Origin of the sequence: Consotaella salsifontis, assembly GCF_900167365.1 — a bacterium.
GTDB lineage: Bacteria > Pseudomonadota > Alphaproteobacteria > Rhizobiales > Rhizobiaceae > Consotaella > Consotaella salsifontis.
The window spans coordinates 74135-96450 of record NZ_FUXL01000018.1 but is presented as its reverse complement, the minus strand read 5'-3'; the positions used below and the strand labels follow the sequence as shown (position 1 = coordinate 96450).

The 22316-nt window shown below is 63.9% G+C and carries 22 protein-coding genes and 1 other RNA gene; 11 read left to right on the top strand and 12 right to left on the bottom strand.

What is annotated here, in order from left to right:
- On the top strand, window positions 1-343 hold a 343-nt coding region (locus tag B5D38_RS19250), incomplete at its 5' end, for a transposase (RefSeq protein WP_131829972.1).
- Window positions 344-355: 12 nt separating this feature from the next.
- Here the strand turns inward: B5D38_RS19250 and ruvB are convergent.
- The 3 genes from ruvB to ruvC all read right to left on the bottom strand — a co-directional run bounded on the left by ruvB (window position 356) and on the right by ruvC (window position 2735).
- The gene (gene ruvB / locus B5D38_RS19245; protein WP_078710083.1) at window positions 356-1393 is read right to left on the bottom strand and encodes a Holliday junction branch migration DNA helicase RuvB; all 1038 of its coding nucleotides are present in this window, start codon (window positions 1391-1393) and stop codon (window positions 356-358) included.
- A gap of 84 nt (window positions 1394-1477) precedes the next feature.
- A complete protein-coding gene (ruvA, locus tag B5D38_RS19240; protein WP_078710082.1) occupies window positions 1478-2098 on the bottom strand; it encodes a Holliday junction branch migration protein RuvA in 621 nt (206 codons plus the stop codon).
- Between the two features lie 79 nt (window positions 2099-2177).
- Complete coding sequence (ruvC, locus tag B5D38_RS19235; RefSeq protein WP_078710089.1) at window positions 2178-2735, bottom strand: crossover junction endodeoxyribonuclease RuvC; 558 nt, start codon at window positions 2733-2735, stop codon at window positions 2178-2180.
- Between the two features lie 137 nt (window positions 2736-2872).
- Here ruvC and B5D38_RS19230 point away from each other — a divergent pair, with 137 nt between their 5' ends.
- Window positions 2873-3892 carry a serine hydrolase domain-containing protein gene (locus B5D38_RS19230; protein ID WP_078710081.1) on the top strand — a complete coding sequence of 340 codons (1020 nt, stop codon included), beginning with the start codon at window positions 2873-2875 and terminating at the stop codon, window positions 3890-3892.
- An 81-nt stretch (window positions 3893-3973) separates the two neighbouring features.
- On the opposite strand, the gene B5D38_RS19225 is transcribed toward B5D38_RS19230, so the two are convergent.
- A complete protein-coding gene (locus B5D38_RS19225; protein ID WP_078710080.1) occupies window positions 3974-4723 on the bottom strand; it encodes a YebC/PmpR family DNA-binding transcriptional regulator in 750 nt (249 codons plus the stop codon).
- Between the two features lie 213 nt (window positions 4724-4936).
- Here B5D38_RS19225 and B5D38_RS19220 point away from each other — a divergent pair, with 213 nt between their 5' ends.
- A complete protein-coding gene (locus tag B5D38_RS19220; protein WP_078710079.1) occupies window positions 4937-6541 on the top strand; it encodes a hypothetical protein in 1605 nt (534 codons plus the stop codon).
- Between the two features lie 169 nt (window positions 6542-6710).
- Window positions 6711-7088, top strand: coding sequence for a VOC family protein (locus B5D38_RS19215; RefSeq protein WP_078710078.1), 378 nt, complete (start codon window positions 6711-6713; stop codon window positions 7086-7088).
- Window positions 7089-7105: 17 nt separating this feature from the next.
- On the opposite strand, the gene B5D38_RS19210 is transcribed toward B5D38_RS19215, so the two are convergent.
- Both B5D38_RS19210 and B5D38_RS19205 read right to left on the bottom strand, forming a co-directional pair.
- Window positions 7106-7867 carry a TerC family protein gene (locus B5D38_RS19210; protein ID WP_078710077.1) on the bottom strand — a complete coding sequence of 254 codons (762 nt, stop codon included), beginning with the start codon at window positions 7865-7867 and terminating at the stop codon, window positions 7106-7108.
- Window positions 7868-7941: 74 nt separating this feature from the next.
- Window positions 7942-8763: a TIGR00282 family metallophosphoesterase gene (locus tag B5D38_RS19205; RefSeq protein ID WP_078710088.1), complete on the bottom strand. Its 822-nt coding sequence runs from the start codon at window positions 8761-8763 to the stop codon at window positions 7942-7944.
- Window positions 8764-8958: 195 nt separating this feature from the next.
- On the opposite strand from B5D38_RS19205, the gene B5D38_RS19200 reads away from it, so the two are divergent.
- On the top strand, window positions 8959-9546 hold the full coding sequence (locus B5D38_RS19200) for a CAP domain-containing protein (RefSeq protein ID WP_165690914.1): 588 nt from the start codon (window positions 8959-8961) through the stop codon (window positions 9544-9546).
- Here B5D38_RS19200 and B5D38_RS19195 read toward each other — a convergent pair.
- The 4 genes from B5D38_RS19195 to B5D38_RS19180 form a co-directional block, all read right to left on the bottom strand.
- Window positions 9515-10096 (bottom strand): 5-formyltetrahydrofolate cyclo-ligase, encoded by a 582-nt coding sequence (locus tag B5D38_RS19195; protein WP_078710075.1) that lies wholly within the window; start codon window positions 10094-10096, stop codon window positions 9515-9517. The two genes, B5D38_RS19200 and B5D38_RS19195, sit on opposite strands and share 32 nt — an antisense overlap.
- Window positions 10097-10197: 101 nt before the next feature.
- A non-coding RNA gene (gene ssrS, locus B5D38_RS19190) (6S RNA) lies at window positions 10198-10355 on the bottom strand.
- A 67-nt stretch (window positions 10356-10422) separates the two neighbouring features.
- Window positions 10423-10797 carry a cell division protein ZapA gene (locus tag B5D38_RS19185; protein WP_078710074.1) on the bottom strand — a complete coding sequence of 125 codons (375 nt, stop codon included), beginning with the start codon at window positions 10795-10797 and terminating at the stop codon, window positions 10423-10425.
- 18 nt (window positions 10798-10815) lie between these two features.
- Window positions 10816-11106, bottom strand: a complete 291-nt coding sequence (locus tag B5D38_RS19180; protein ID WP_078710073.1) for a DUF4164 family protein — start codon at window positions 11104-11106, stop codon at window positions 10816-10818.
- 275 nt (window positions 11107-11381) lie between these two features.
- On the opposite strand from B5D38_RS19180, the gene tkt reads away from it, so the two are divergent.
- From tkt to B5D38_RS19160, 4 genes are all read left to right on the top strand, one after another.
- Window positions 11382-13376, top strand: a complete 1995-nt coding sequence (gene tkt, locus B5D38_RS19175; RefSeq protein ID WP_078710072.1) for a transketolase — start codon at window positions 11382-11384, stop codon at window positions 13374-13376.
- 161 nt (window positions 13377-13537) lie between these two features.
- Window positions 13538-14554 (top strand): type I glyceraldehyde-3-phosphate dehydrogenase, encoded by a 1017-nt coding sequence (gene gap / locus B5D38_RS19170; protein ID WP_078710071.1) that lies wholly within the window; start codon window positions 13538-13540, stop codon window positions 14552-14554.
- Window positions 14555-14720: 166 nt separating this feature from the next.
- Window positions 14721-16613: a potassium/proton antiporter gene (locus B5D38_RS19165; RefSeq protein WP_207553000.1), complete on the top strand. Its 1893-nt coding sequence runs from the start codon at window positions 14721-14723 to the stop codon at window positions 16611-16613.
- Between the two features lie 103 nt (window positions 16614-16716).
- The gene (locus B5D38_RS19160; RefSeq protein ID WP_078710070.1) at window positions 16717-17913 is read left to right on the top strand and encodes a phosphoglycerate kinase; all 1197 of its coding nucleotides are present in this window, start codon (window positions 16717-16719) and stop codon (window positions 17911-17913) included.
- Window positions 17914-18044: 131 nt separating this feature from the next.
- Here the strand turns inward: B5D38_RS19160 and B5D38_RS19155 are convergent, their stop codons facing one another.
- Both B5D38_RS19155 and B5D38_RS19150 read right to left on the bottom strand, forming a co-directional pair.
- Complete coding sequence (locus B5D38_RS19155) at window positions 18045-19376, bottom strand: anaerobic C4-dicarboxylate transporter (protein WP_078710069.1); 1332 nt, start codon at window positions 19374-19376, stop codon at window positions 18045-18047.
- Window positions 19377-19634: 258 nt separating this feature from the next.
- Window positions 19635-20645, bottom strand: a complete 1011-nt coding sequence (locus B5D38_RS19150) for a ligase-associated DNA damage response exonuclease (RefSeq protein ID WP_078710068.1) — start codon at window positions 20643-20645, stop codon at window positions 19635-19637.
- A gap of 127 nt (window positions 20646-20772) precedes the next feature.
- Here B5D38_RS19150 and B5D38_RS19145 point away from each other — a divergent pair, with 127 nt between their 5' ends.
- Both B5D38_RS19145 and B5D38_RS19140 read left to right on the top strand, forming a co-directional pair.
- Window positions 20773-21165: a SpoIIAA family protein gene (locus B5D38_RS19145; protein ID WP_078710067.1), complete on the top strand. Its 393-nt coding sequence runs from the start codon at window positions 20773-20775 to the stop codon at window positions 21163-21165.
- A gap of 144 nt (window positions 21166-21309) precedes the next feature.
- Window positions 21310-22290 (top strand): class I SAM-dependent DNA methyltransferase, encoded by a 981-nt coding sequence (locus tag B5D38_RS19140; protein WP_078710066.1) that lies wholly within the window; start codon window positions 21310-21312, stop codon window positions 22288-22290.
- Window positions 22291-22316: the final 26 nt, after the last annotated feature.

Here is a 22316-nt window from a genome sequence, read left to right as displayed (position 1 = left end):
CGGACCGGTCAACGGCGAGCGCTTCCGGCTCTACGTCGAGCAGGTGCTGGTGCCGACGCTGAAGCCCGGCGATATCGTCATCATGGACAATCTCGGCAGCCACAAGGGCAAGGCGGTGCGCCGGGCGATCCGCGCCGCCGGCGCCCAGCTCTTGTTCCTGCCCAAATACTCCCCCGACCTCAATCCCATCGAGCAGCTCTTCGCCAAGCTGAAGCACCTGCTGCGCAAAGCCGGCCAGCGCACCAGAGACGCCGTCTGCTCCGCCATCGGCCAGATCCTCTCCACCATCTCCGCCGACGAATGCAGCAACTACCTCGTCAACTCAGGATATGGACGATCCTAATCTCATCCCGCTCTAGTCTTCCTCGAACAAGGTCGTCTGCGCGCCGGAATAGGCGGATGGCACGGCAAGGCCGAGATGGCGAAAGGCGTGGGCGGTCAAAAGACGGCCGCGAGGCGTTCTCTGGAGAAAGCCCTGCTGGAGCAGATAGGGCTCGACGATATCCTCGATGGCATCCCGAGGCTCGGAAAGAGCGGCGGCGATAGTTTCGATGCCGACCGGCCCACCGCCGAAACTAAGCGCGATGAGATCGAGATATCGTCGGTCGAGCTGGTCAAGGCCCAGGCTGTCGACCTCCAGCCGCGACAGCGCCTCGTCGGCGATCACGCGGTCGACCGCCGCGACGCCGGAGACGTCGGCGAAATCGCGCACCCGCCGAAGCAGGCGGCCGGCGACGCGCGGCGTGCCGCGCGCCCGGCGGGCGATCTCCTTGGCACCGTCCGGTTTCAGCGGCAGATTCATGATCCGCGCGCCGCGCACCACGATCTGCTCCAGTTCCTCGACCGTATAGAAGTTCAGCCGCACGGGAATGCCGAAGCGATCGCGCAGCGGCGTCGTCAGAAGGCCGAGTCGCGTCGTCGCCGCAACCAGCGTGAACTTCGACAGATCGATCTTGACCGAGCGGGCGGCCGGCCCCTCCCCGATGATCAGGTCGAGCTGGAAATCCTCCATCGCCGGGTAAAGGATTTCCTCGACGGCGGGACTGAGACGGTGGATTTCGTCGATGAACAGGACGTCGCGTTCTTCCAGATTGGTCAGGAGCGCCGCGAGGTCGCCGGCCTTGGCGATGACCGGGCCTGAGGTGGAGCGGAAATTGACACCGAGCTCCTTCGCCATGATCTGGGCGAGCGTCGTCTTGCCGAGCCCTGGCGGGCCGACGAAAAGCACGTGGTCCAGCGCCTCGCCCCGCCCCTTGGCCGCCTCGATGAAGACCTTGAGATTGGCACGAGCGGCCGACTGGCCGATGAAATCATCGAGCCGCTGCGGCCGCAAACTTCCATCGGCATCGTCGCCCTGTCGCTCAGGCGAGATCAGACGGCGAGAGTCGCTCATCGGACAAATCCTCGATTCACGGCCGACCTTCCCACCGAGCCGAAGCACTGGGCCGCCTCACGGCGTTCATGCCGCCCCCTACGCTCACACGCGGCTCAATTCCTTGAGACCCAGGCGAATCAGCTTGGCCGCGTCGGCCCCGTCCCCGCCATTCTTGAGCGCGGCGGCCACGGCACTTGCCGCCTGTTCGCGTGAATAGCCGAGATTGGCGAGCGCCGAAACAGCATCGGCGACCGGGGCGGGCGCGACGCCCTCGCCGAGCTCCTGCTTGAATCCGATATCGGCCGCACCGGCACCGGAAAAAGCCGGCGCCTTGTCCTTGAGCTCGGCCACGATGCGCGCGGCAACCTTCGGCCCGACGCCCGGCGCTCGCGCCACCATGGCCTTGTCCTGCAGCGCAATCGCATTGGCGAGATCGCCCGGCGACAGCGTTCCCAGAATCGACAGCGCCACCTTGGAGCCGACGCCCTGGACGTTCTGAAGCAGCCGGAACCACCCCCGCTCCGCCTCCCCGGCGAACCCGTAGAGGCGAATCATGTCTTCGCGGACATGGGTCTCGATATAAAGGATGACGGCCTCGCCGGGCCCCGGAAGCGCCGCCAGCGTGCGCGCTCCACAGTGGGCGACATAGCCGACCCCATGAACATCGACGACGACATGGTCCTCGCCGATCTCATCGACGACGCCCTTGAGCTTTCCGATCATGACCTGATGTCCGGTGAAATGGTGCAGAGACAGGCGCGCTGAAACCGTCGAGCGATACTCTTGCGACGCGACAAGGGTTTCACTCCGCCGCCAGCATTGCCCGCGCCTTGGCCGAGGCCCTGTGATGGCTGTGGCAAATGGCGATGGCGAGAGCGTCCGCCGCGTCGCTGGAATTGAAGGTGGCCTTGGGCATCAGCACCTTGACCATCATGTGGATCTGCTGCTTCTCGCCATGCCCGACGCCGATCACCGCCTTCTTGACGGCGTTCGGCGCGTACTCGGACACGGGAAGGCCCGCGAGCGCGGGCACGAGAAGAGCGATGCCTCGCGCCTGGCCGAGCTTCAGCGTTGCCGTCGCGTCCTTGTTGACGAAGGTCTGCTCCACGGCCGCCTCGTCGGGCTTATAGGAATGCATCACTTCCGACAGACCCTCGTAGAGCTGCCGTAGCCGTGAGGCGAGGTCCATTTCGCCATCGGAGGTGATGGTCCCGGACGCGACGAACTTCAGGCTGTTGCCAAGCGTCTCGACGACGCCCCAGCCCATGCGCCGCAGCCCAGGATCGATTCCGATAACGCGAATGACGCTCTCCTGCCGCACCGTCCAACTCCTTGCCGTTCTATGCGAAACGACGCGCATTGGATAGCCAAGAAATGAACAAAACAGAAACAAACCCTCGGCGCGGATGGATGACGTGGTCGATCAACTGGCGGTGAAAATGCTGGCAAGGCGGTGCGACGGGCGCCATGTGCCTCCCCATGACCCGCGCCCCAAGCATGAACCGCCGTTCCGCACTGATCGGCCTGACCTCCACCGCCGCCGCGCTGGTCGCCGGAGCTCGCTCCCAAGAAGCGTTCGCCCAAGCGACGCGCGCAAGCTTTGAAAGCGCGAAGGAGCGTGCGCGATCTCTCCCCCCACTGGAAACGCTGCTGATCGCGCAAGGTGGAACGACCATCCTCGACGAGGGCTTCCGCGGACATGCGACCACGACGCCGACCAACATAAAATCCGCTTCCAAGTCGGTGATCTCCGCGCTCGTGGGAATCGGCATCGACAGGGACATCCTCGAGGGTGCAGACCAGACGATCGCGCCACTCCTCGCGAAGGACCTGCCGTCAGACCCTGCCCCGATGTTGCGGGAGATCACCATCGGCAACCTTTTGTCGATGCAGGCCGGCCTGGAGCGCACCTCCGGGCCCAACTATGGGCGCTGGATCGCGAGCTCCAACTGGGTTCGCTATGTCCTGTCCCGCACGTTCGAGGACCGGCCCGGCGGGGCGATGCTCTATTCGACCGGCAACAGCCATCTGCTGTCCGCCATCCTGACGCGGGAAGCCGGACGCTCGACACGAGCCCTGCTGAACGACTGGCTCGGTCCGGCGGGCGTCAGGGTCGCGGACTGGGAGCAGGACCCTCAAGGGATTTTTCTCGGAGGCAACCAGATGGCGATGACACCCCGTTCCCTCCTTGCCTTCGGCGAGCTTTATCGCAACAGCGGGCGTACACCGGAGGGCGAGCAGATCATCTCAGAGACGTGGATAGAGAAATCCTGGACGCCCCGAACGCGCTCTCGTTTCACCGGCGAGCGGTACGGCTATGGCTGGTTCATCGCGGAATTCGGCGGGCACCCCGTCCGCTACGGCTGGGGTTATGGCGGCCAGATGATCTACGTCGTCCCCGATCTCGAACTGACGGTCGCGATCACTTCGGACGAGACGCATCCCTCCGGACGCGGCAGCGGCTATCTGGACGAGTTGCACCGCCTCGTCACCGAAACGATCATCCCGGCGGCCTAGGCAAAGCGTCGGATAAGAAAACGGCGACGTCGCGCCTTCACGCGCACACCGCCGCCGCTTTCTGTGTCAGTGCATGGAGCGTCAGGCCGCCGAGAGGCGCGCCATCACCTCGTCATCGACCTCGAAATTGGCGTAGACGTTCTGGACGTCGTCGTCGTCGTCGAGATTGGCAATCAGCTTCATGATCGACTGGGCCTTGTCCTCGTCAACCGGTGTTCCCGTCTGCGGACGCCAGACGATCTTGACGCTCTCGGCCTCGCCAAGCGCGGCTTCCAGCGATTTGGCCACGTCGTTCAGGCTTTCGAAGGCCGTGGTGATCGTGTGGTTCTCATCGCCGGATTCCACGTCGTCCGCGCCAGCCTCGATGGCCGCTTCCATCACCTTGTCGGCATCTCCGACGCTCGCCGGATAGACGATCTCGCCCACGCGATCGAACATGAACGATACCGAACCGGTTTCGCCCAGCGACCCACCGGACTTCGTGAAGTACGAGCGGACGTTGGAAGCGGTGCGGTTGCGGTTGTCGGTCAGGGCCTCGACGATGACGGCGACGCCGCCCGGCCCGTAGCCCTCGTAGCGGACCTCTTCGTAGTTCTCGCCCTCAGCCGCGCTCGCCTTCTTGATGGCCCGCTCGATGTTGTCCTTGGGCATCGACTGCGCGCGCGCGTTGTTGACGGCGAGGCGCAGACGCGGGTTCATGTCCGGGTCGGGCATCCCCGTCTTCGCCGCGACCGTGATCTCGCGGGCGAGCTTGGAAAAGAGCTTGGAACGAACCGCGTCCTGGCGGCCCTTCCGGTGCATGATGTTCTTGAACTGTGAATGGCCAGCCATAGAGTGTCCGGTCGAAAGGGCTAGAAAGGTGGGCGACATATAGAAAATGCAGCGGCAAACGTCCAGAACCCCCCTCACGCCATCTCGCAAAGGGCTGGCAATATGGGCCGCGCGTCCCACCTCCACAGTCGATTGCAGGAAGCGAGCCATGCCTGTCGAGCGATGACGGCATCTGTCTCGCCAATGAGCTTGAACCATAAAGGAAGGATTTCGATGCGTCGTCTGCAGTGGCTGTGCTCGGCAGCGTTCCTCATGCTGGCCTCCCCCTCGCTGGCGCAAGGCGCGGGAGCTGGCGGCATCGTTCCAGGAACGGCCGCAGGTGCTGACGCCTTGCGCCAGGAACTTGCCCGGTTTGTCGGCACCAGTGCATTCGATGCCGGCTTCCTGAGGATCTCGCCCGACGAGAAAGGCTATCGTCTGACCGTGAACTTCTCGACGGACTTCAACGTCCCAGGAGAAGGCGCCGGGGACGCTCCGGCCGTCGACGTCTCTCTGAAAAGCTATAGCGTGCGCATCGGGCAACTCTCCGATGGCACGTGGCAGGTCCAGGGGAACGATCCGATGCTTCTCGATTGGAGCATCAAGGTCGGTGGCCAAGAGACGCGAGTTTCCTACGACGTCTCGCCCATCGTTTTTTCTGGCATCTTCTCCCCTGAAATCAGCACGTTCTCGACCTTGGCCGGCTCGGCGGATTCGACGAGGGTCAAGCAAACCGGCCCCGAGGGAGATGTGACCGTCTCCATCGGCAAGCAGAGCTTCGCCATGTCCGCGTCCAAGGCGGCGGGCGGCGGCGCCGACTTCACCATGTCGCAGACCGGCGAAAACCTCGTCGAGCGTCTGGACATGATGGCCGATCCAGAACGGCCAACAGAGCGGATTCCCGTCGACATCAAGGTCGCGACCATCGATTTCAACGCCAGCGCGAAGGCGCTGCGGAGCCGGGAAATCCTCGACCTCTACGCGCTGGCGCTGCCCATGCTCGCCGAGAAGAACATCGGCGACCACCAGGAAGAGCTGCGCGAGAAGCTGCTCGCCCTTCTGCCGCTATGGGATGAATTCCGCGGCGAGTATTCGTTCAACGGCATCGATGTGAGCACGCCGGCGGGCACGTTCGCGATCGACAAGGCGCTCGTCGACGCCAAGGCCGACGGCGTCGAGGACGACAGCGCCTTCAGCTACTCGTTTGCCGTGGAAGGCATTCGAACGCAGTCGGATTTGATCCCGGCCTGGACGCAACCCTTCCTGCCGCAAAAGTTGAACCTCGCGCTGGGACTGGAGAACGTGGACCTCGCAGCCCCCGCTCGCATCGCCATCGAGAATTTCCAGTTCGACAAGACGCCGCCTCTCTCACCGGGAGCGGAAGCGGCCATTGCTGCGACCTTTGATGGCAACTTGCCGGTGCTCAAAATCGCGCCGTCCTCCATCACCGGCCCGGGCTACAGCGTCTCCATGTCAGGGCAAATCGCCTTGGACACCAAGACGCCGGCGAGCGACTTTGACATCTCCGCGACAGGCCTCGATGCCGTCAGCAAACAGCTTCAAGCGGCTGGCGCGGATCATCCCGAGGCCCTGCAGACCCTCGGCTTCGTTTCATTCGCCAAGGGATTCGCCAAGACACAGCCGGACGGAAGCGCCCTCTGGCATGTCGAGACCAAAGCCGACGGCTCGGTCTTCATCAATGGCACCATGATGAAGGCGCCGACGCCGCCGGAGGACCTTTCCGATCCCGAAGCGGACGAGCAGGAGGCCCCGGACCAAACGGAGGTGGATGCGCCGGAAAGCGACATGGACACCCCTGCCCCGAACGGTGGTAACTGACCTTTAGCCGGCTCCCGAGTCTGGCGAGAGCAAGTCCGGCAAAAGTGCGAAGCGGTTTCGCGCTTCGGAATTGGTCGAACACGAAAGCCCTGGAGCGTTGGAGGTGAGGCTCTGCTCACCGCGATTGCTCCAGGCGAGACTCGGCGATCCATGACTGAGGGGAAGTAGGGTGCTCGATCACATCGGATTTCAAGCGAGCGATTTCGCGCGTTCCAAGGCGTTTTACCTCGCGGCGCTGGCGCCGCTTGGCGTCACCATCCAGATGGAATGGAGCGATGATAAATCGTCCCACGCCGGCTTTGGCGAGAACGGCAAACCGTATTTCTGGATCGGCACCGGGCCTTCTCCGGAAAGGCGCCTGCATGTCGCCTTCGCCGCCCAAAACCGGGCAATGGTCGATGCATTCTACCAGGCTGCGCTGGCCTCGGGCGGTCAAGACAACGGCGCCCCAGGCCTGCGCCTCCACTACCACCCCAACTATTATGGCGCCTTTGTCCTCGATCCCGACGGCAACAATATCGAGGCGGTCTGCCACCGCCCCGAATAGACCAGCGTTTTCGGTCTTCAGTGCTCGGCCGGCGCCATGTCGGCCGCGTCACGTTGTCGCCGTCTGCGCGCCAGCATGTTGAGAATCTCGACAAAGGCCGAGAATGCCATGGCGGCGTAGATGTAGCCCTTCGGCACGTGGAAGCCGAAGCCGTCGGCGATCAGCGTCATGCCGATCATCAAGAGGAAGCCAAGGGCGAGCATCACGATCGTGGGGTTGGCCGCGATGAAGCGCGACAACGGGCCGGAGGCGGCCATCATCGCCAAGACCGCGACCACGACGGCGATCATCATGATGCCGATCTCGTTCGTCATCCCGACCGCCGTAATGATGGAGTCGATCGAAAAGACGAGATCGAGAACGAGAATCTGAGTGATGGCCGCGCCGAATCCGATCGCCGCCGCGCCGCCGACCATCTGCTCCGGACCATCGCTGGGGTCCACGGAGTGATGGATTTCCCTTGTCGCTTTCCAGACGAGGAAAAGGCCGCCCGCGATGAGGATGAGATCGCGCCAGGAAAATCCATGGCCGAACAGCGTGAACAGCGGGTCGGTGAGATGCACGATGAACGCGACGGTCGACAGCAGTACCAGGCGCAGGATGAGCGCCAGAGAAATGCCGATGCGCCGCGCCCTGCCCCGCACGCTGGGTGGAAGCTTGTTGGTGAGAATCGAGATGAAGACGAGATTGTCGATCCCGAGCACCACCTCCATCACGATGAGGGTGATCAGCGCCGCATAGGCTGCCGGATCGAGTAGGAACGCGAAAAACTCGGGCATGGCAGGTCCCCATGTGGCCTGGGCCGACAGACGCCGAGGAGATGGGCTGGCGCTTCGCCCACGGCAAGGGAGACCTACCAGAAGTCTGGCAGAGTCTCCTGAAGGTGTGGCCCAATCCGCACGGGCGCCACCTTCTCGGCGAGGCCGCTGCGATCACTGATCTCGACAGCGAGGCCACACAGCGTCGCCGGACCTTGCGCCGGCTCCATCCGCCCGCGCGCGATCTTCGTGACGAACCGATTGAGCGGCTCCTCCTTGTCCATGCCGAGGGACGAGTCGTAGTCGCCGCACATGCCGGCGTCCGACTGGTAGGCCGTGCCCTGGGCGAGAATCTGATGGTCTGCGGTCGGCACATGGGTATGCGTGCCGACGACGACACTCGCCCGGCCGTCGAGGAAGTGTCCCATGCACAGCTTCTCGGCCGTCGCCTCGCCATGAAAGTCCACCACGATTGCGTCGGCCTGCTCGCCCAACGGGCAAGCGCCGACAAGATCGGCCGCGGCACGGAAAGGATCGTCGAGGCTGGGCGCCATGAAGGCCTGGCCCATGATGTTCGCGACGAGCACACGGGCGCCGTTCCGAGCCTCGAAGAGCCCCGAGCCGCGCCCCGGTGTGCCCGTCGGGAAATTGAGCGGCCTGAGGAAGCGGTCGGCGCGCTCGGCGAAGGAGAGCGCTTCCTTCTGATCCCATACATGGTTTCCGGTCGTCACCACGTCGGCGCCAGCTTCGAGCGTCTTGTCGAAAATCTCTTCCGTGATGCCGAAGCCGCCGGCGGCGTTCTCTCCATTGACCACCACGAAATCCAGCCGATAGTCGGAGATGAGGCCCGGCAAACGCTGAAACACCGCGTTGCGTCCGGTGCGACCCACCATGTCACCCAAAAACAGAAAGCGCATCAGTGCGTCCGCCTTTCGCACGCCGCCGCCCATCGCCGGCCGACGACCATGCCGATTGCCGCTGCTGTCTTCATCGCTTCACCTTCCGGCATTCCGCGGCTTTTCGCCCGGCGAACCCCGACGCCTTGATCTTGCCGCATCCCTTGTCCAGCGATGCCCATCCTCCGACCCAGCTTCAGCGGTCCGATCATGAGCATGCATCGCAGTCTTCCCGTATGGCCCAACTATCGCCGACGCGCCAGAACCCTCCTGGCGCTCGCGTCGGCCGCGCTTCTCAGCGGATGCCTCGGCGTCACGGATCAAAAGCCAACCTCCGAGGTCGCTTTTGATCGACAGGCCGCCCTCGCCAAGGTCAACGATTTCCGCCGGCAGAACGGCCTTGGAGCCGTGTCCTACGATAAGCGTCTTCAGGCGGCGGCCGAACGCCAGGCGGCCATGATGGCGTCCGCCGACAAGATGGACCACAACGTCGCTGGGAAACTGCCCGGTCGCATCGAGTCCTTCGGCTACCAGTGGAGCGCCACGGCCGAGAACATCGGACGCGGCTACCAGAGCTTCGACGCCGCCCTGGAAGGCTGGAAGAACTCTCCGCACCACCGCGACAACCTTCTGAACAAGCCGGCGCGCGACATCGGCATCGCCGCCGCTCGGCAGGCGACCGGGAGCACGATCTATTGGGCGATGATCGTCGCCGCGCCGCATGTGCGCCCGACTGTGCAACCGGCCGGGCCGGAAATCCGCGTCGGCGGCGTCATTCTGGGCGGATCACTTCGCATTCCGTGATGATGAGATGAAGCCGCACGTCATGCGGCTCCATCGGCACGGCCTCCACCTCCTGAACGGCAAAGGCAAGCCCGATCAGAAGCGGGTCGTGCCCAGCGGTGCGCAACGCCGCGACCGCTCTGTCATAGAACGCCCTGCCGTAGCCGATTCGCCCGCCCCGGCGATCGAAAGCGGCAAGCGGCATCAAAAGCACTTGTGGCGTGACCACCGGCGCCTCCGGCCCCGGCGCGAGCGTGCCAAACCGCTGACCAACGAGGGCCGCCGTGGCTGAGAATTCGCGAAACTCCAACTCTTCGCCCTCGATCGCGGGAACGGCAATACGCACGCCCCGCGCCGCCAGGCGCGCCATGGCAGGTCGCGGATCGACTTCGGAATGGATGGGAAGATAGCCGGCGATGGCCTCAGGCCGCCCGCCAAAGGTCAAGGTCTCGCAGCGCTCCGCGATACGCTCGGAGGCTTCCGCCCGTTCATCCAGGCTGAGAGCATCCCGCCGCTTCAGCGTAAGGCCGCGCAACACCGCCTTTTGCAAAAGAGGATTTCGATCTTCCATGAAAGAAGGTCGTCGCAGGCTCCGCGAAATGCGTCAACCGCCAACGAGAGCAGGACTACATTATCACGAAGAACGAGTTGAAAAGACCTGAGGGAATGAATTGGCGAGCCACATCGGCCGGTGACGAAGTCGATCCCGGGAACCTACGATGTAGGTGGGCGCCGTATATCCTGGCCCACGGGCCAAGTCAGGGACAGCTCCCTTCGGAATGACTAAGGCCCCGAGGAAAAGTTACGCCTGCCGAACCGCGCAGCCCGCCGTCGATGAAGATAGGCCGCCAATGGCGGTCGCGCCAGGGGGTCGATGGAGAGCGCGCAAAATTTAGTTCAGCCCCGAGCCGAACCAAGCGCTTCGATCTTCTCTGCGATGCGCTCCACGGCGATAGCCACGGCTTCGATCTGCGAGGCGGAATGTCCATCCGCGTCGGCGAGCCGCGCGCGCGCCGCATCCCGCGTCTGGCGAACCTCCGAAAGCTCCCGCTCCAGGCTCGCCATGCGGCGGCGGCTCTCCTGAAGCTCGTCGAGCACCGTCATCGCGGTCATGACCGTGAGGCGTTGATCACCGATTTCCCCGAAGCTTGCCCTGAGTTCATTGATCCGGCGATCGACATCGCTTGCCAGATCCTCCAGATGCTGCTCCTCCCCCTCGGCGCAGGCCATCCGATAAGTCTTGCCGTCGATGGTCACGACAACTTGAGGCACTTGGCTCTCCCGTCCACCTTAACCCGTCTTGCGCCCGCCAAGAACGGCCCGGATCATCTCCATCACCGAAACCAGACGCTTCGAGACCTCGCGATTGGCCTGCTCCAGCCTCTCGGCGCGGGCGAGCGCGTTGTCGAGTTGGCCGGCGAGCTTGGCGCGGTCCGCAGCCATGCGCTGCAATTCCGCATCGGAGTTCATCAGAACCGCGTCGCGTTCCGCGCGACGCTCCACGGCGCTTTCCAGCCGCTCCAGCGCCAGCCTCAAGCGCCGGTCCGCGTCTTCCAGACTATTTTGCGCCGAATCAGCCATGAACCTTCAAAATCCCGTCGAACGAATAAGCGCCGGAATATGCTCGTCGGTCTATCCGACTGACTGGAATCCCTGCGCTATTCGCTGTGCGCATGCAACCATCAATTTCGGACACGGCGACAAGCCATTAAGAAATCTGTGGAATTGACCTGCCAAACCGACGCTGGCCGGCGTCGCTTTCGCTTCCGGCGCACCGGCACTATGATGAGCACGGCCGTTTTGCGCTGATTATCAGATCGCGAGAACGGATAACCACAAGGCTGAACGAGCAGAGCATGAACTCTCCCGAAAAGCTCCGGCGCATGGCGCACGCCATCCGCTTCCTCGCTGCGGATGCCGTCGAGGCGGCCCAGTCGGGCCATCCCGGTCTGCCTATGGGCATGGCCGATGTCGCCACGGTGCTGTTCTCGCGCTATCTGACCTTCGACCCGAAGACGCCCGGCTGGCCCGACCGCGACCGCTTCGTGTTGTCGGCGGGTCATGGCTCGATGCTGCTCTACAGCCTTCTCTATCTCACGGGATACGAGGACATCGGCATCGACGACATCAAGGCGTTCCGCCAGCTGGGCTCGCGAACGCCGGGCCATCCCGAATATGGCGACGCGGCGGGGATCGAGACCACCACCGGGCCGTTGGGTCAAGGCCTCGGCAACGCCGTTGGAATGGCCATTGCGGAGCGGATTCTCAACGCGCGTTTCGGCAACGACATCGTCGATCATTTCACCTACGTCATCGCCGGCGACGGCGATCTCATGGAAGGCATCAGCCAGGAAGCGATCACGCTTGCCGGCCACCTCCAGCTCAATCGTCTCGTGGTTCTATGGGACCACAACGGCATTTCTATCGACGGCAAGCTCGAGCTTTCCGATTCGACCGATCAGCTGGAGCGCTTCGCCGCCTCCGGCTGGAACACGTCGAGTTGCGACGGTCAGGACGCGGAGGATATCGCCCGCGCTATCGACGCGGCTCGCGAGAGCGATCGCCCCACCCTGATCGCGTGCCGGACGACCATCGGCTTCGGCGCGCCAACGAAGGCCGGAACCTCGAAGGCGCATGGTTCTCCGCTGGGTGCGGAGGAGATTGCGGGGGCGCGGGAGGCGCTGGGCTGGGAGGCTGGCCCCTTCGAGGTGCCGTCCGACGTTCTGGATGCCTGGCGGCTGGCCGGTCTTCGCTCTGCAACCAAGCGCAAGGAATGGGAAAAACGTCTGGCCGCGCTCGATCCGGAAACGCGAGGAGATTTCGAGCGGCGCAGCCGGCGAGACCTGCCCAGCGGCTTGTCGCGCGCCATCGAGAGCCTGAAAGCCCAGATCATCGAGAAGAAGCCCGAGGTCGCGACGCGCAAGGCGTCAGAAATGGCGCTGGAGGTCATCAACGATATTCTGCCTGAGACGGTCGGCGGTTCGGCGGACCTGACGCCCTCCAACAACACGCTGACCAAGACCCTCCATGAGATCGCGCCCGGCCGCTATGATGGGCGATACATCCATTATGGCATACGCGAGCACGGAATGGCCGCCGCCATGAACGGCCTCGCCCTCCACGGTGGCCTGATTCCCTACGGCGGAACCTTCCTGACCTTCTCCGACTATGCCCGCGGCGCCATCCGCCTATCGGCGCTTATGGGTGTGCGGGTGGTCTATGTCCTCACCCACGATTCCATCGGCCTTGGAGAGGACGGTCCGACCCATCAGCCGGTGGAGCACCTTGCGGCACTGCGCGCCATTCCTAAGTTGAGGGTGTTCCGCCCGGCCGACGCCGTCGAAACCGCGGAGTGCTGGCAGATCGCCCTGGAGAACAAGGAGGGTCCTTCGGTGCTCGCCTTGAGCCGTCAGAACCTCGCAACCGTGCGCACAGAGCCGGTCGACGGCAACCTGTGCGCCCGTGGCGCATACGAATTGATGGCGGCTTCAGACGAAGCCGTGGCGAGCATTTTCGCCACCGGGTCGGAAATCGGGATCGCGGTCGAGGCTCGCCGGCAGCTCGAGTCTGAAGGCGTTCCAACCCGCGTCGTGTCGGTTCCCTCGTTCGAGTTGTTCGAGCTGCAGAGTCCCGAGTACCGGCGTTCGATCCTCGGTGAGGGCACGGTCAAGGTGGCGGTGGAAGCCGGAATCAAGCAAGGATGGGAAAGGTTTATCGGCTGTGAGGGTGCCTTTGTCGGCATGACTGGCTTCGGCGCCAGCGGCAAGATCGAGGACCTTTATCGGCACTTCGGCATCACCGCCGAATCAGTGGTTTCTGCCGTCCGGCAGATGGTCAATACAAACGATTAAACCGCGTCGATATGGGCGCTTTACACGCTGCGCAAATCAGATAAGACGGCGGCGACGATGCAGTTGGTCCGGTCGCGTCGTGTTGGAAGTTTCGAATGGTCCGCCCAGGCCGGAAGACTGGCGCGTCACGGGCGAACCGAGTCCCTTCGAAGGAGAAACAAATGACAGTTCGTGTCGCAATCAATGGCTTCGGCCGTATCGGCCGCCTTACCCTGCGTGCCATCATGGAGTCTGGTCGCAAGGACATTCAGGTCGTCGGCATCAACGACCTTGGTCCGGTCGAGACCAACGCGCACCTCATCCGTTACGACTCGGTCCATGGCCGTTTCCCCTTCGAGGTAAAGGTTGACGGCGACACCATCGACGTCGGCCAGGGCCCGATGAAGGTCACGGCTATCCGCGACCCGAAGGAGCTCCCCTGGAAGGAACTCGGCGTCGATGTCGCGCTCGAGTGCACGGGCATCTTCACCGATCCGGCGAAGGCCTCGGCCCACCTCGAAGCCGGCGCGAAGAAGGTTCTGATCTCCGGCCCGCTGTCGAAGGCTGAAGGCGGCGAGAAGACCATCGTCTTCGGTGTCAACCACGGCACGCTTACCGCCAACGACAAGATCATCTCCAACGCGTCCTGCACGACCAACTGTCTGGCGCCCGTCGCCAAGGTCCTGAACGATGTCATCGGCATCGAGAAGGGCTTCATGACGACCATCCACTCGTACACGGGCGACCAGCCGACGCTGGACACCATGCACAAGGATCTCTATCGTGCCCGCGCTGCGGCGCAGTCGATGATCCCGACCACCACAGGCGCAGCCAAGGCCGTCGGCCTCGTGCTGCCCGAGCTCAAGGGCAAGCTTGACGGCGTCTCGATCCGCGTTCCCACTCCGAACGTTTCGGTCGTCGACCTCAAGTTCGTCGCCAAGCGCGCCACCAGCGTCGAGGAAATCCAGAACGCGATCAAGGCGGCCGCCGATGGCCCGCTGAAGGGCATCCTCGGCTACACCACCGATAAGAACGTCTCGTCGGACTTCAACCACGATCCCCATTCGTCCATCTTCCACATGGACGGCACGAAGGTCATCGACGGCACGCTCGTGCGCATCATGTCCTGGTACGACAACGAGTGGGGCTTCTCCAACCGTATGTCCGATACCGCGATCGCGCTGGCGAACGCCAAGTAAGCTGTTTGCTTCTTTCGAGACATGGAACGGGCCGCCTCGCGCGGCCCGTTTCGCGTGATGCATCGCTCGCATTCCGCACGGCAGGTTGGATGTCGTGCCTTATTCGCCTAAGTTCCGATCATGTGCCGATGAGGCCCCGCGCTCCTCCCGAAATGCGAAGCGGTGAATGCTGGATACTCTCTATGTCGTGATCCTGATCGGCACCGGCCTGATCCTTCTGGCGGCCTTCTCCAGCCTCCTCGCCTTCCGGTTCGGCGCTCCCATCCTTCTCGTCTTTCTTTCGATCGGTCTCGTGGCCGGAGTGGACGGGTTCGGTCTCGACTTCGACAATCCGCCGCTGGCCTATTTCATCGGCTCGCTGGCTCTCGCCATCATCCTCTTCGATTCAGGATTCGGCACCTCCCTTCAGTCGTTCCGGCATGCCGCGGCACCAGCTCTGACGCTGGCAACCGTCGGCGTGCTCCTAACGACGGCGCTCTTTGCCGCAGCGGCTGTGCTTCTGCTAGACCTTTCCTGGCTCCAGGGCGCCCTTCTCGGCTCGATTGTCGGCTCGACAGACGCGGCGGCGGTGTTCTTCCTCCTGCGCATCGGCGGCATCAACATCCGCGAACGGGTACGCGCGACGCTGGAAATCGAATCCGGCTCCAACGATCCCATGGCGATCTTCCTCGCCATCGCCCTGGTCGAGCTGCTCCGGTCGGGCAGCGGCTTCGAGGCGATGGATTGGAACTTCCTCATCCAGTTCGCGAAACAGCTCGGCATCGGCGGCGTTCTTGGTCTTGTCGGCGGCTGGATGATCCTGCAGCTGGTGAATCGCCTAAGCCTGGAACGCGGCCTCACGCCGATCTTCACCATCGCGCTGTCGCTGCTTGTCTTCTCCGTCACGGGCGCTCTCGGCGGCAGCGGTTTCCTGGCGGTCTATGTTGCCGGGCTCCTGACCGGCAACAGCCATATCCGCTCGGCCACCAGCATCCGCCGCTTTCAGGAGGGCATGAGCTGGCTCGCGCAGATCGTCATGTTCCTCGTGCTCGGCCTCTTGGCGACACCGTCCCAGTTCGCGGCGATCGCGTTGCCAGCGGTCGGCCTGGCCTTTTTCCTCATCTTCATCGCCCGCCCGCTGGCTATCTGGTTCTGCCTGCTGCCCTTCCGCTTCAGCCGCAATGAGACGGCGTTCATATCGTGGGTCGGTTTGCGCGGCGCCGTCTCGATCCTGCTTGCGATCCTGCCCATCATCGGCGGCATCGACTCCGAGCGTGTCTTCTTCAACACCGCCTTCATCATTGTTCTCGTCTCGCTGCTCATGCAGGGCTGGACCATCGGCTTCATGGCGAGGCGACTAGGGCTCATCGTGCCGCCGCGCATCGGCCCCGTCGAGAAGCTCGAACTCGAGCTGCCCGGCACCGCTCATCACGAACTCCTGTCCTACCGCGTTGTCGCGGGAAGTCCCGTGGCGCGGGGCCAGCGGCTGCCGCGCTGGGCGCGTCCTTCTCTGGTGGTGCGGGACGGCAAGTCGATGCGCCTTCAATATGCAGGGCGGCTCCAGGAGAACGACTACGTCTACCTCTTCATCTCCTCGCGCTATCCGCGCCTGCTCGACCGCCTGTTCGCCAGTCCGGTGCCCTTCGAGCCCGACGATGCCGAGTTCTTCGGCGAGTTCACGGTGGAGCCGGGTCGCCCGGCTCGACTTCTGGCGGAAAGCTACGGCATCGATCTTGGAAACGTCACGCCGGAGACGACGGTGGCGGAGCTGATGGTCGAGCGTCTTGGCGGCCATGCCGAATATGGCGACCGCGTCGCCGTCGGCTCGGTCGAGCTCATCGTTCGGGACACCGATGACGCGGGAGAGATTGCCGAGGTTGGATTGTCGCTGACGCCCGACACGAAGCCGACTTTGCCACTCTTCCACAATTTCCGCGACATCGTGAGCGTCCTGCGCCAGACGCCAAAGCGCCGCCGCAAGGTAGAGGCGTCGAAGGCGAAGGAGCCCCCGAGCCTTCTGCTCACGCCACCGGTCGCAGAGAGCCACCGCGATGGTGACGGCGATGGCAAGCCCATGTAGCACAACGCCGCGCCCCACGCCTTCTGGCGGTCTCGCACTTGCCCGGACGCGCGCGCGGACTATGCTGCGCCACCACTGAGGATAAGGAACCTGAGGGACAAGAATGGCAACCAAGTTCAAGACACTCGATGACGCGGAACTGGCCGGCAAGCGCGTGCTCGTACGCGTCGATCTCAACGTGCCGATGAAGGATGGCAAAGTCACGGACGCCACCCGCATCGAGCGCGTTCTGCCGACGATCCGCGAGATCGCGGACAAGGGCGGCCGCGTCATCCTGCTCGCCCACTTCGGTCGACCCAAGGGCCAGGCCGTTCCCGAAATGTCGTTGAAGCCGATCGTGCCCGCGCTTTCCGAAAAGCTCGGCCGCCCGGTGGGCTTTGCCGAGGACTGCGTCGGCCCGGTGGCCGATGGCATCGTCGCGAACATGAAGGACGGCGACATCCTGCTGCTCGAGAACACCCGCTTCCATAAGGAAGAGGAGAAGAACGAGACGGGCTTCGTGTCCAAGCTCGCCGCGCTCGGCGATGTCTATGTCAACGATGCCTTCTCGGCCGCGCACCGCGCCCACGCGACGACTGAAGGCCTCGCTCACCACATGCCCTCCTACGCTGGCCGCACCATGCAGGCCGAGCTCGAGGCGCTGGAGAAGGGCCTTGGCTCGCCCGAGCGCCCGGTGGTCGCCGTCGTCGGCGGCGCGAAGGTCTCGACCAAGATCGATCTTCTGTCGAACCTCGTGAAGAAGGTCGACGCGCTCGTCATTGGCGGCGGCATGGCCAACACCTTCCTCGCCGCCAAGGGCGTCAATGTCGGGAAGTCGCTTTGCGAGCACGACCTCGCGGACACCGCCCGGCAGATCATGAAGAACGCCGAAGAGGCAGGCTGCGCCATCGTCCTTCCGCTGGATGCCGTGGTGGCGGCCGAGTTCAAGGCCGGGGCCGACAGCGACATCGTGGCGGTCGATGCCGTCCCCTCCGAGAAGATGATCCTCGACGTCGGCCCGAAGACGGTCGCCGCGGTCAACGAGTGGATCGACAAGGCCAAGACGCTGGTCTGGAACGGGCCGCTCGGCGCCTTTGAAATCCAGCCCTTCGACAAGGCGACGATGTCTGCGGCGCGCCATGCCGCCGAGCGCACCAAGGAAGGCGCCCTGGTGACGGTCGCCGGCGGCGGCGACACGGTGTCGGCACTGAACCAGGCCGGAGTTGCGGGCGACTTCACCTATGTCTCGACGGCGGGCGGCGCCTTCCTCGAATGGATGGAAGGCAAGGCCCTTCCCGGCGTCGAGGTTCTGAAGGCCTGATCGCCTATCATACCTGTGAAAAGAGAAACGCGGACGCCTCATGGCGCCCGCGTTTTTTGTTTCCTCCCACTAAAACGGCGACGCGCGGCCCTCTCCTTCCGCGCGCCGCCCTCTCCCCGGGCAAAGAAGCCTCAGAGGAGAATGTTCGCCAAAAGCAGTCCGACACCCACCGAAACCCAGGTGCAAATGAGGCCGGGCAGCATGAAGCTGTGGTTCAGGAGATACTTGCCGATTCGGGTGGTGCCGGTACGATCGAAGTTCACCGTCGCCAGATCGCTTGGGTAGTTGGGAATGAAATAGTAGGCGTAGGTCGACGGAAAGATGCCGATCAGCGTCGCCGGGGCCACTCCGAGCTGGAAGGCGAGAGGTCCGAGCATCCGGGCGGTCGCCGCCTGGCTGTTGACGATGATCGAGACAAGGAAGAAGGCGAAAGCGAAGAGCCACTGGTTCTGAGTGACGATCCCCTCGATCGCCGGCTTGATGACGCCAAGATTGTTGGAAACGAAGGTGTCGGCGAGCCACGCGATGCCGAAGATGGCGACCACCGCCGACATTCCAGCCCGGAAGACAGGCCCCATGACCATCGCCTTCGCCTCGATCTTCGTGGCGAGAAGAATGATCGCCGCCGTCGACAGCAGCGCCATCTGGATGATCGCGCCCATCGCCACCGGCTTGCCCGTCGCCGCGTCCGCAATCGGGCGCAGAGACGGGAACATGCCGAGGATGACGATGCTGAGGAGCCCAAGAAGGAAGATGCCCACAGCCGCCTTGGCCGAACGCGGCAGTTCGACATTCAGCATCGACGCATCGGACGCCGTGATCTCCGCCGCGAACTGCGGATCCTGAAGCCGCCGCTGATAGGCCGGGTCCTTATCGAGATCCTTGCCGACGAAGTTCTGGACTGTCGCGGCGGTGAGCCAGCCGATGATGGTCGCGGGGATCGTGATCATCAGGACGTCGCCGAGCGTATAGGGCATGCCCTTCGTCTCGAACTGCGTCACGATCCAGGCAACAGCCGCCGAGAGCGGACTGGCGGTAATGCCGAGCTGCGAGGCGACGGAAGAGATGGCCAGCGGCCTCTCGGGTCGGACGCCGGTCTTGCGGGCGACATCGGCGATGATCGGCTGGATGACGTAGACGGTGTGACCCGTGCCGACGCAGACGGTCATCGTATAGGTGACGAGCGGCCCCAGGAACGTCACCGCCTTGGGATAGCGCCGCAGCAGCCGCTCAGACAGCTGGACCAGCCAGTCCATTCCGCGCGCCGCCTCCAGTGCAGACGCGGCGGTGACGGCGGCGAGAATGATCAACATGACGTCGATCGGCGCCTCGCCCGGCGTCAGCCCAAATCCAAAGCACAGCACGACCACGCCGAGGCCGCCGGTAATGCCCATTCCCAAGCCGCCGATGCGCGCTCCGATGTAGAGCGCCAGCAGCGTGATCAACAACTCTATCCAGATCATGAGAGTCCTGTGTGCGCGGAAGGCAGGACGGCGGGTTATATTTGAGCTTATCGATATTCGGGCGCCGACCCTGCTTGCATCGTTTAGAGAGCGAGAAGGCTCTCCGGGTAGCGCACGGAAATTATTCGAAGTCGGGGCTCAAGAATTTGCGGTAGGTCTATTTGAACCGATGCGCAGCCTGCGCGAGTTTGGCGCAGGACGGCTCGTCCGATACGGGAAATCCGGGCTCGGCAGGCCTTATGCTGCGATCTGCGACAATCAGTCGCTTTCATCCTCGTAGCCGACCAGATGCAACGGACGAGCGGCGATTCCCTCAAGCTGGCACCAGCGCACAAGCGCCTCCTCTCTCCCGTGCGTGACCCAGACTTCATCCGGTTTGAGGTCCGAGATGGTCTCGGTCAACTCATCCCAATCGGAATGGTCCGAGATCACCAGCGGCAGCTCGACGCCGCGCTGGCGGGCGCGCTGCCGCACCTGCATCCATCCTGATGCGAACGCGGCCAAGGGGTCGGGGAAGCGCCGCGCCCACCGGTCCGCGAACGCGGAAGGCGGGCCGATGACGACGGCTCCGGCAAAATCTCCTCGCTTGCCGCCCTCGACCGTCGCCGGCTGTAGGTTGCCCAGCTCGATCCCCCGGCCCTGATAGAAGTCACAGAGCTTTTTCAACGCGCCGTGGATGTAGATCGGCTCGTGATACCCTTCCGCGCGCAGTCCGGCGATGACGCGCTGCGCCTTGCCGAGGGCATAGGCACCCACGAGATGCGTGCGCTCGGGAAACTGCCTCGTTGACGCAATGAGCCGGCGGATTTCCTCGCCGCTGTCGGGGTGGCGGAACACCGGCAGGCCGAATGTAGCCTCAGTGATGAAGACATTGCACGCGACCGGTTCGAACGGCCGGCAGGTGGGATCTGGCCGGCGCTTGTAGTCGCCCGACACCACCATCGTCAGCCCATCCTTCTCCACCGCGATCTGGGCTGAGCCGAGGACATGGCCAGCGGGATGGAACGAAACCCTCACGCCGTTGATATCGATGGTCTCGCCGAGCTTTGCGACTTGGCGCTCGGCGCAGAAATCCTCGCCATAGCGAAGCGCCATGATGGCCAGGGTGTCGGCCGTCGCCAGAACCTTCTCGCTGCCCGGCCTCGCATGGTCCGCATGGCCGTGCGTCACCAGCGCGCGAGGAACAGGCCGCACAGGGTCGATATGGAAGTCGCCGGGCGGGCAATAGAGGCCCTCCGACATCGGGCAGAGAAGTTCGCTTGGGCGCATGGCTCGGGAAAATAGAACGGTCGTCGCGCACGCATAGATCGGCAACAGGTGACACGACACGCTCACCTACCGCACACGGGCGAGGGTCCCTATTTATTCCATCAGACCCTATTCGGAGAACGTCCCAATGCTCTCTGTCACTCCCTCCCCATCCAATATCCTCATCATCGAGACGAGAGGAAAGCTCGACGGCGACGACATCGACCGGGCCATCGCTGCCTATGAGGACAAGCTCGCCGGCGCGGGAGAGGCCAAGATTTCAACCCTCGCCGTGCTGCGCGACTTCGATGGAATGACGGCAGAGGCCCTTCTCAAAGACGTACGCTACGGGCTGGCGAGGCTGGGCGATCTCGGCCGCGTCCACCGAGTGGCGGTCGTGACGGACGCCAACTGGCTGCGCCGCATCGCGGATCTCCAGAATATCGTCCTGCCGAGAGTCGAGATACGAGCCTTTCCGATGGCCGACGAATCGTCCGCCCGCAGTTGGCTCGGCCTGCCGCCGGTCACGCCGACCACCTGAATAACGTGCTTCTCTGCCGTATTTCCATCGGCTGAAGGAGCGCCGCCGCGAGCTGAGAGTAGGGTGTCGTAAATTGGCACTTGCGGCAGATTCTCGTCGGGCGCATACCCCCGCGGCTTTTCCGGTCGCGGGCAGTTCCACTTCATGAAAACCTATCTTTCGGGCGATCCGATTGCCGATCGCCGGGCGGATTATGCCGCCATGCTGGCGGATGCGGGTGAGGCCGCTGCCGCCGCCGATGTCATGGCCCAGGCCCTGGAGGCGGCGCCCGACTGGCCGGCGGGCTGGTTTCGCCTCGGCAGCTTTCATGAGGCCGCCGGCGCCGTTCAGAATGCCGCCGATGCCTATCGCGAAGCGCTGCGCCGCGACCCGGAAGACACTGTCGGCGCGTCGCTGAAGCTCGCACTTCTGGGCGTGATGCCGCTGCCGGAAGCCCCACCGGCGGCCTATGTCGAGGGCCTGTTCGACCAGTACAGCGACCGGTTCGACGCCGCCTTGCTTCAGCGGCTGCATTACTGCGTGCCCCAGATGATCGAGGCGGCAATGATCGAGTTCGGAGCGCATGAGGCCTATGCCCGCGCCCTTGATCTCGGCTGCGGCACGGGACTGATGGGCGAAAGGCTGCGCCGCCGGGTCAGCCGTCTGGTGGGCGTCGATCTTTCGGAAGGCATGATCGCAAAGGCGCGCCGCAAAGGGCTTTACGACGAGCTGCACCAGCAGGACGCCGCCGGCTTTTCGGACCCGATTTCCTATGATCTGGTGACGGCGGCTGACGTGCTGGCCTATCTCGGCGATCTCTCGCCGGTCTTTTCTCGGGTCCACCAGCTGGCTCAGCCCGGCGCGCTCTTCGCCTTCACGGTGGAGCGCCACGACGGGGCAGAGGATTACGTGCTCCAGACTTCCATGCGCTATGCCCACTCACGGGCCTATCTCACGCGGCTCGCCGAGCAGTCCGGCTTCGAGATCCGCGATATTCAGCCCCTCACCTTGCGGCTGGATCGAGGAGAGCCGGTGGAAGGCTGGCTTGCGGTCCTGGCGGCACGGTTCCCGCTCCTCGTCGGCGGCGCCGCCCCGGCGATCGCGGATGACGAGACGCTGGCAGCCGCCAAGCCGCCTTTGATGTGACGGTCTTCCTGCGCTTTTATCGCACT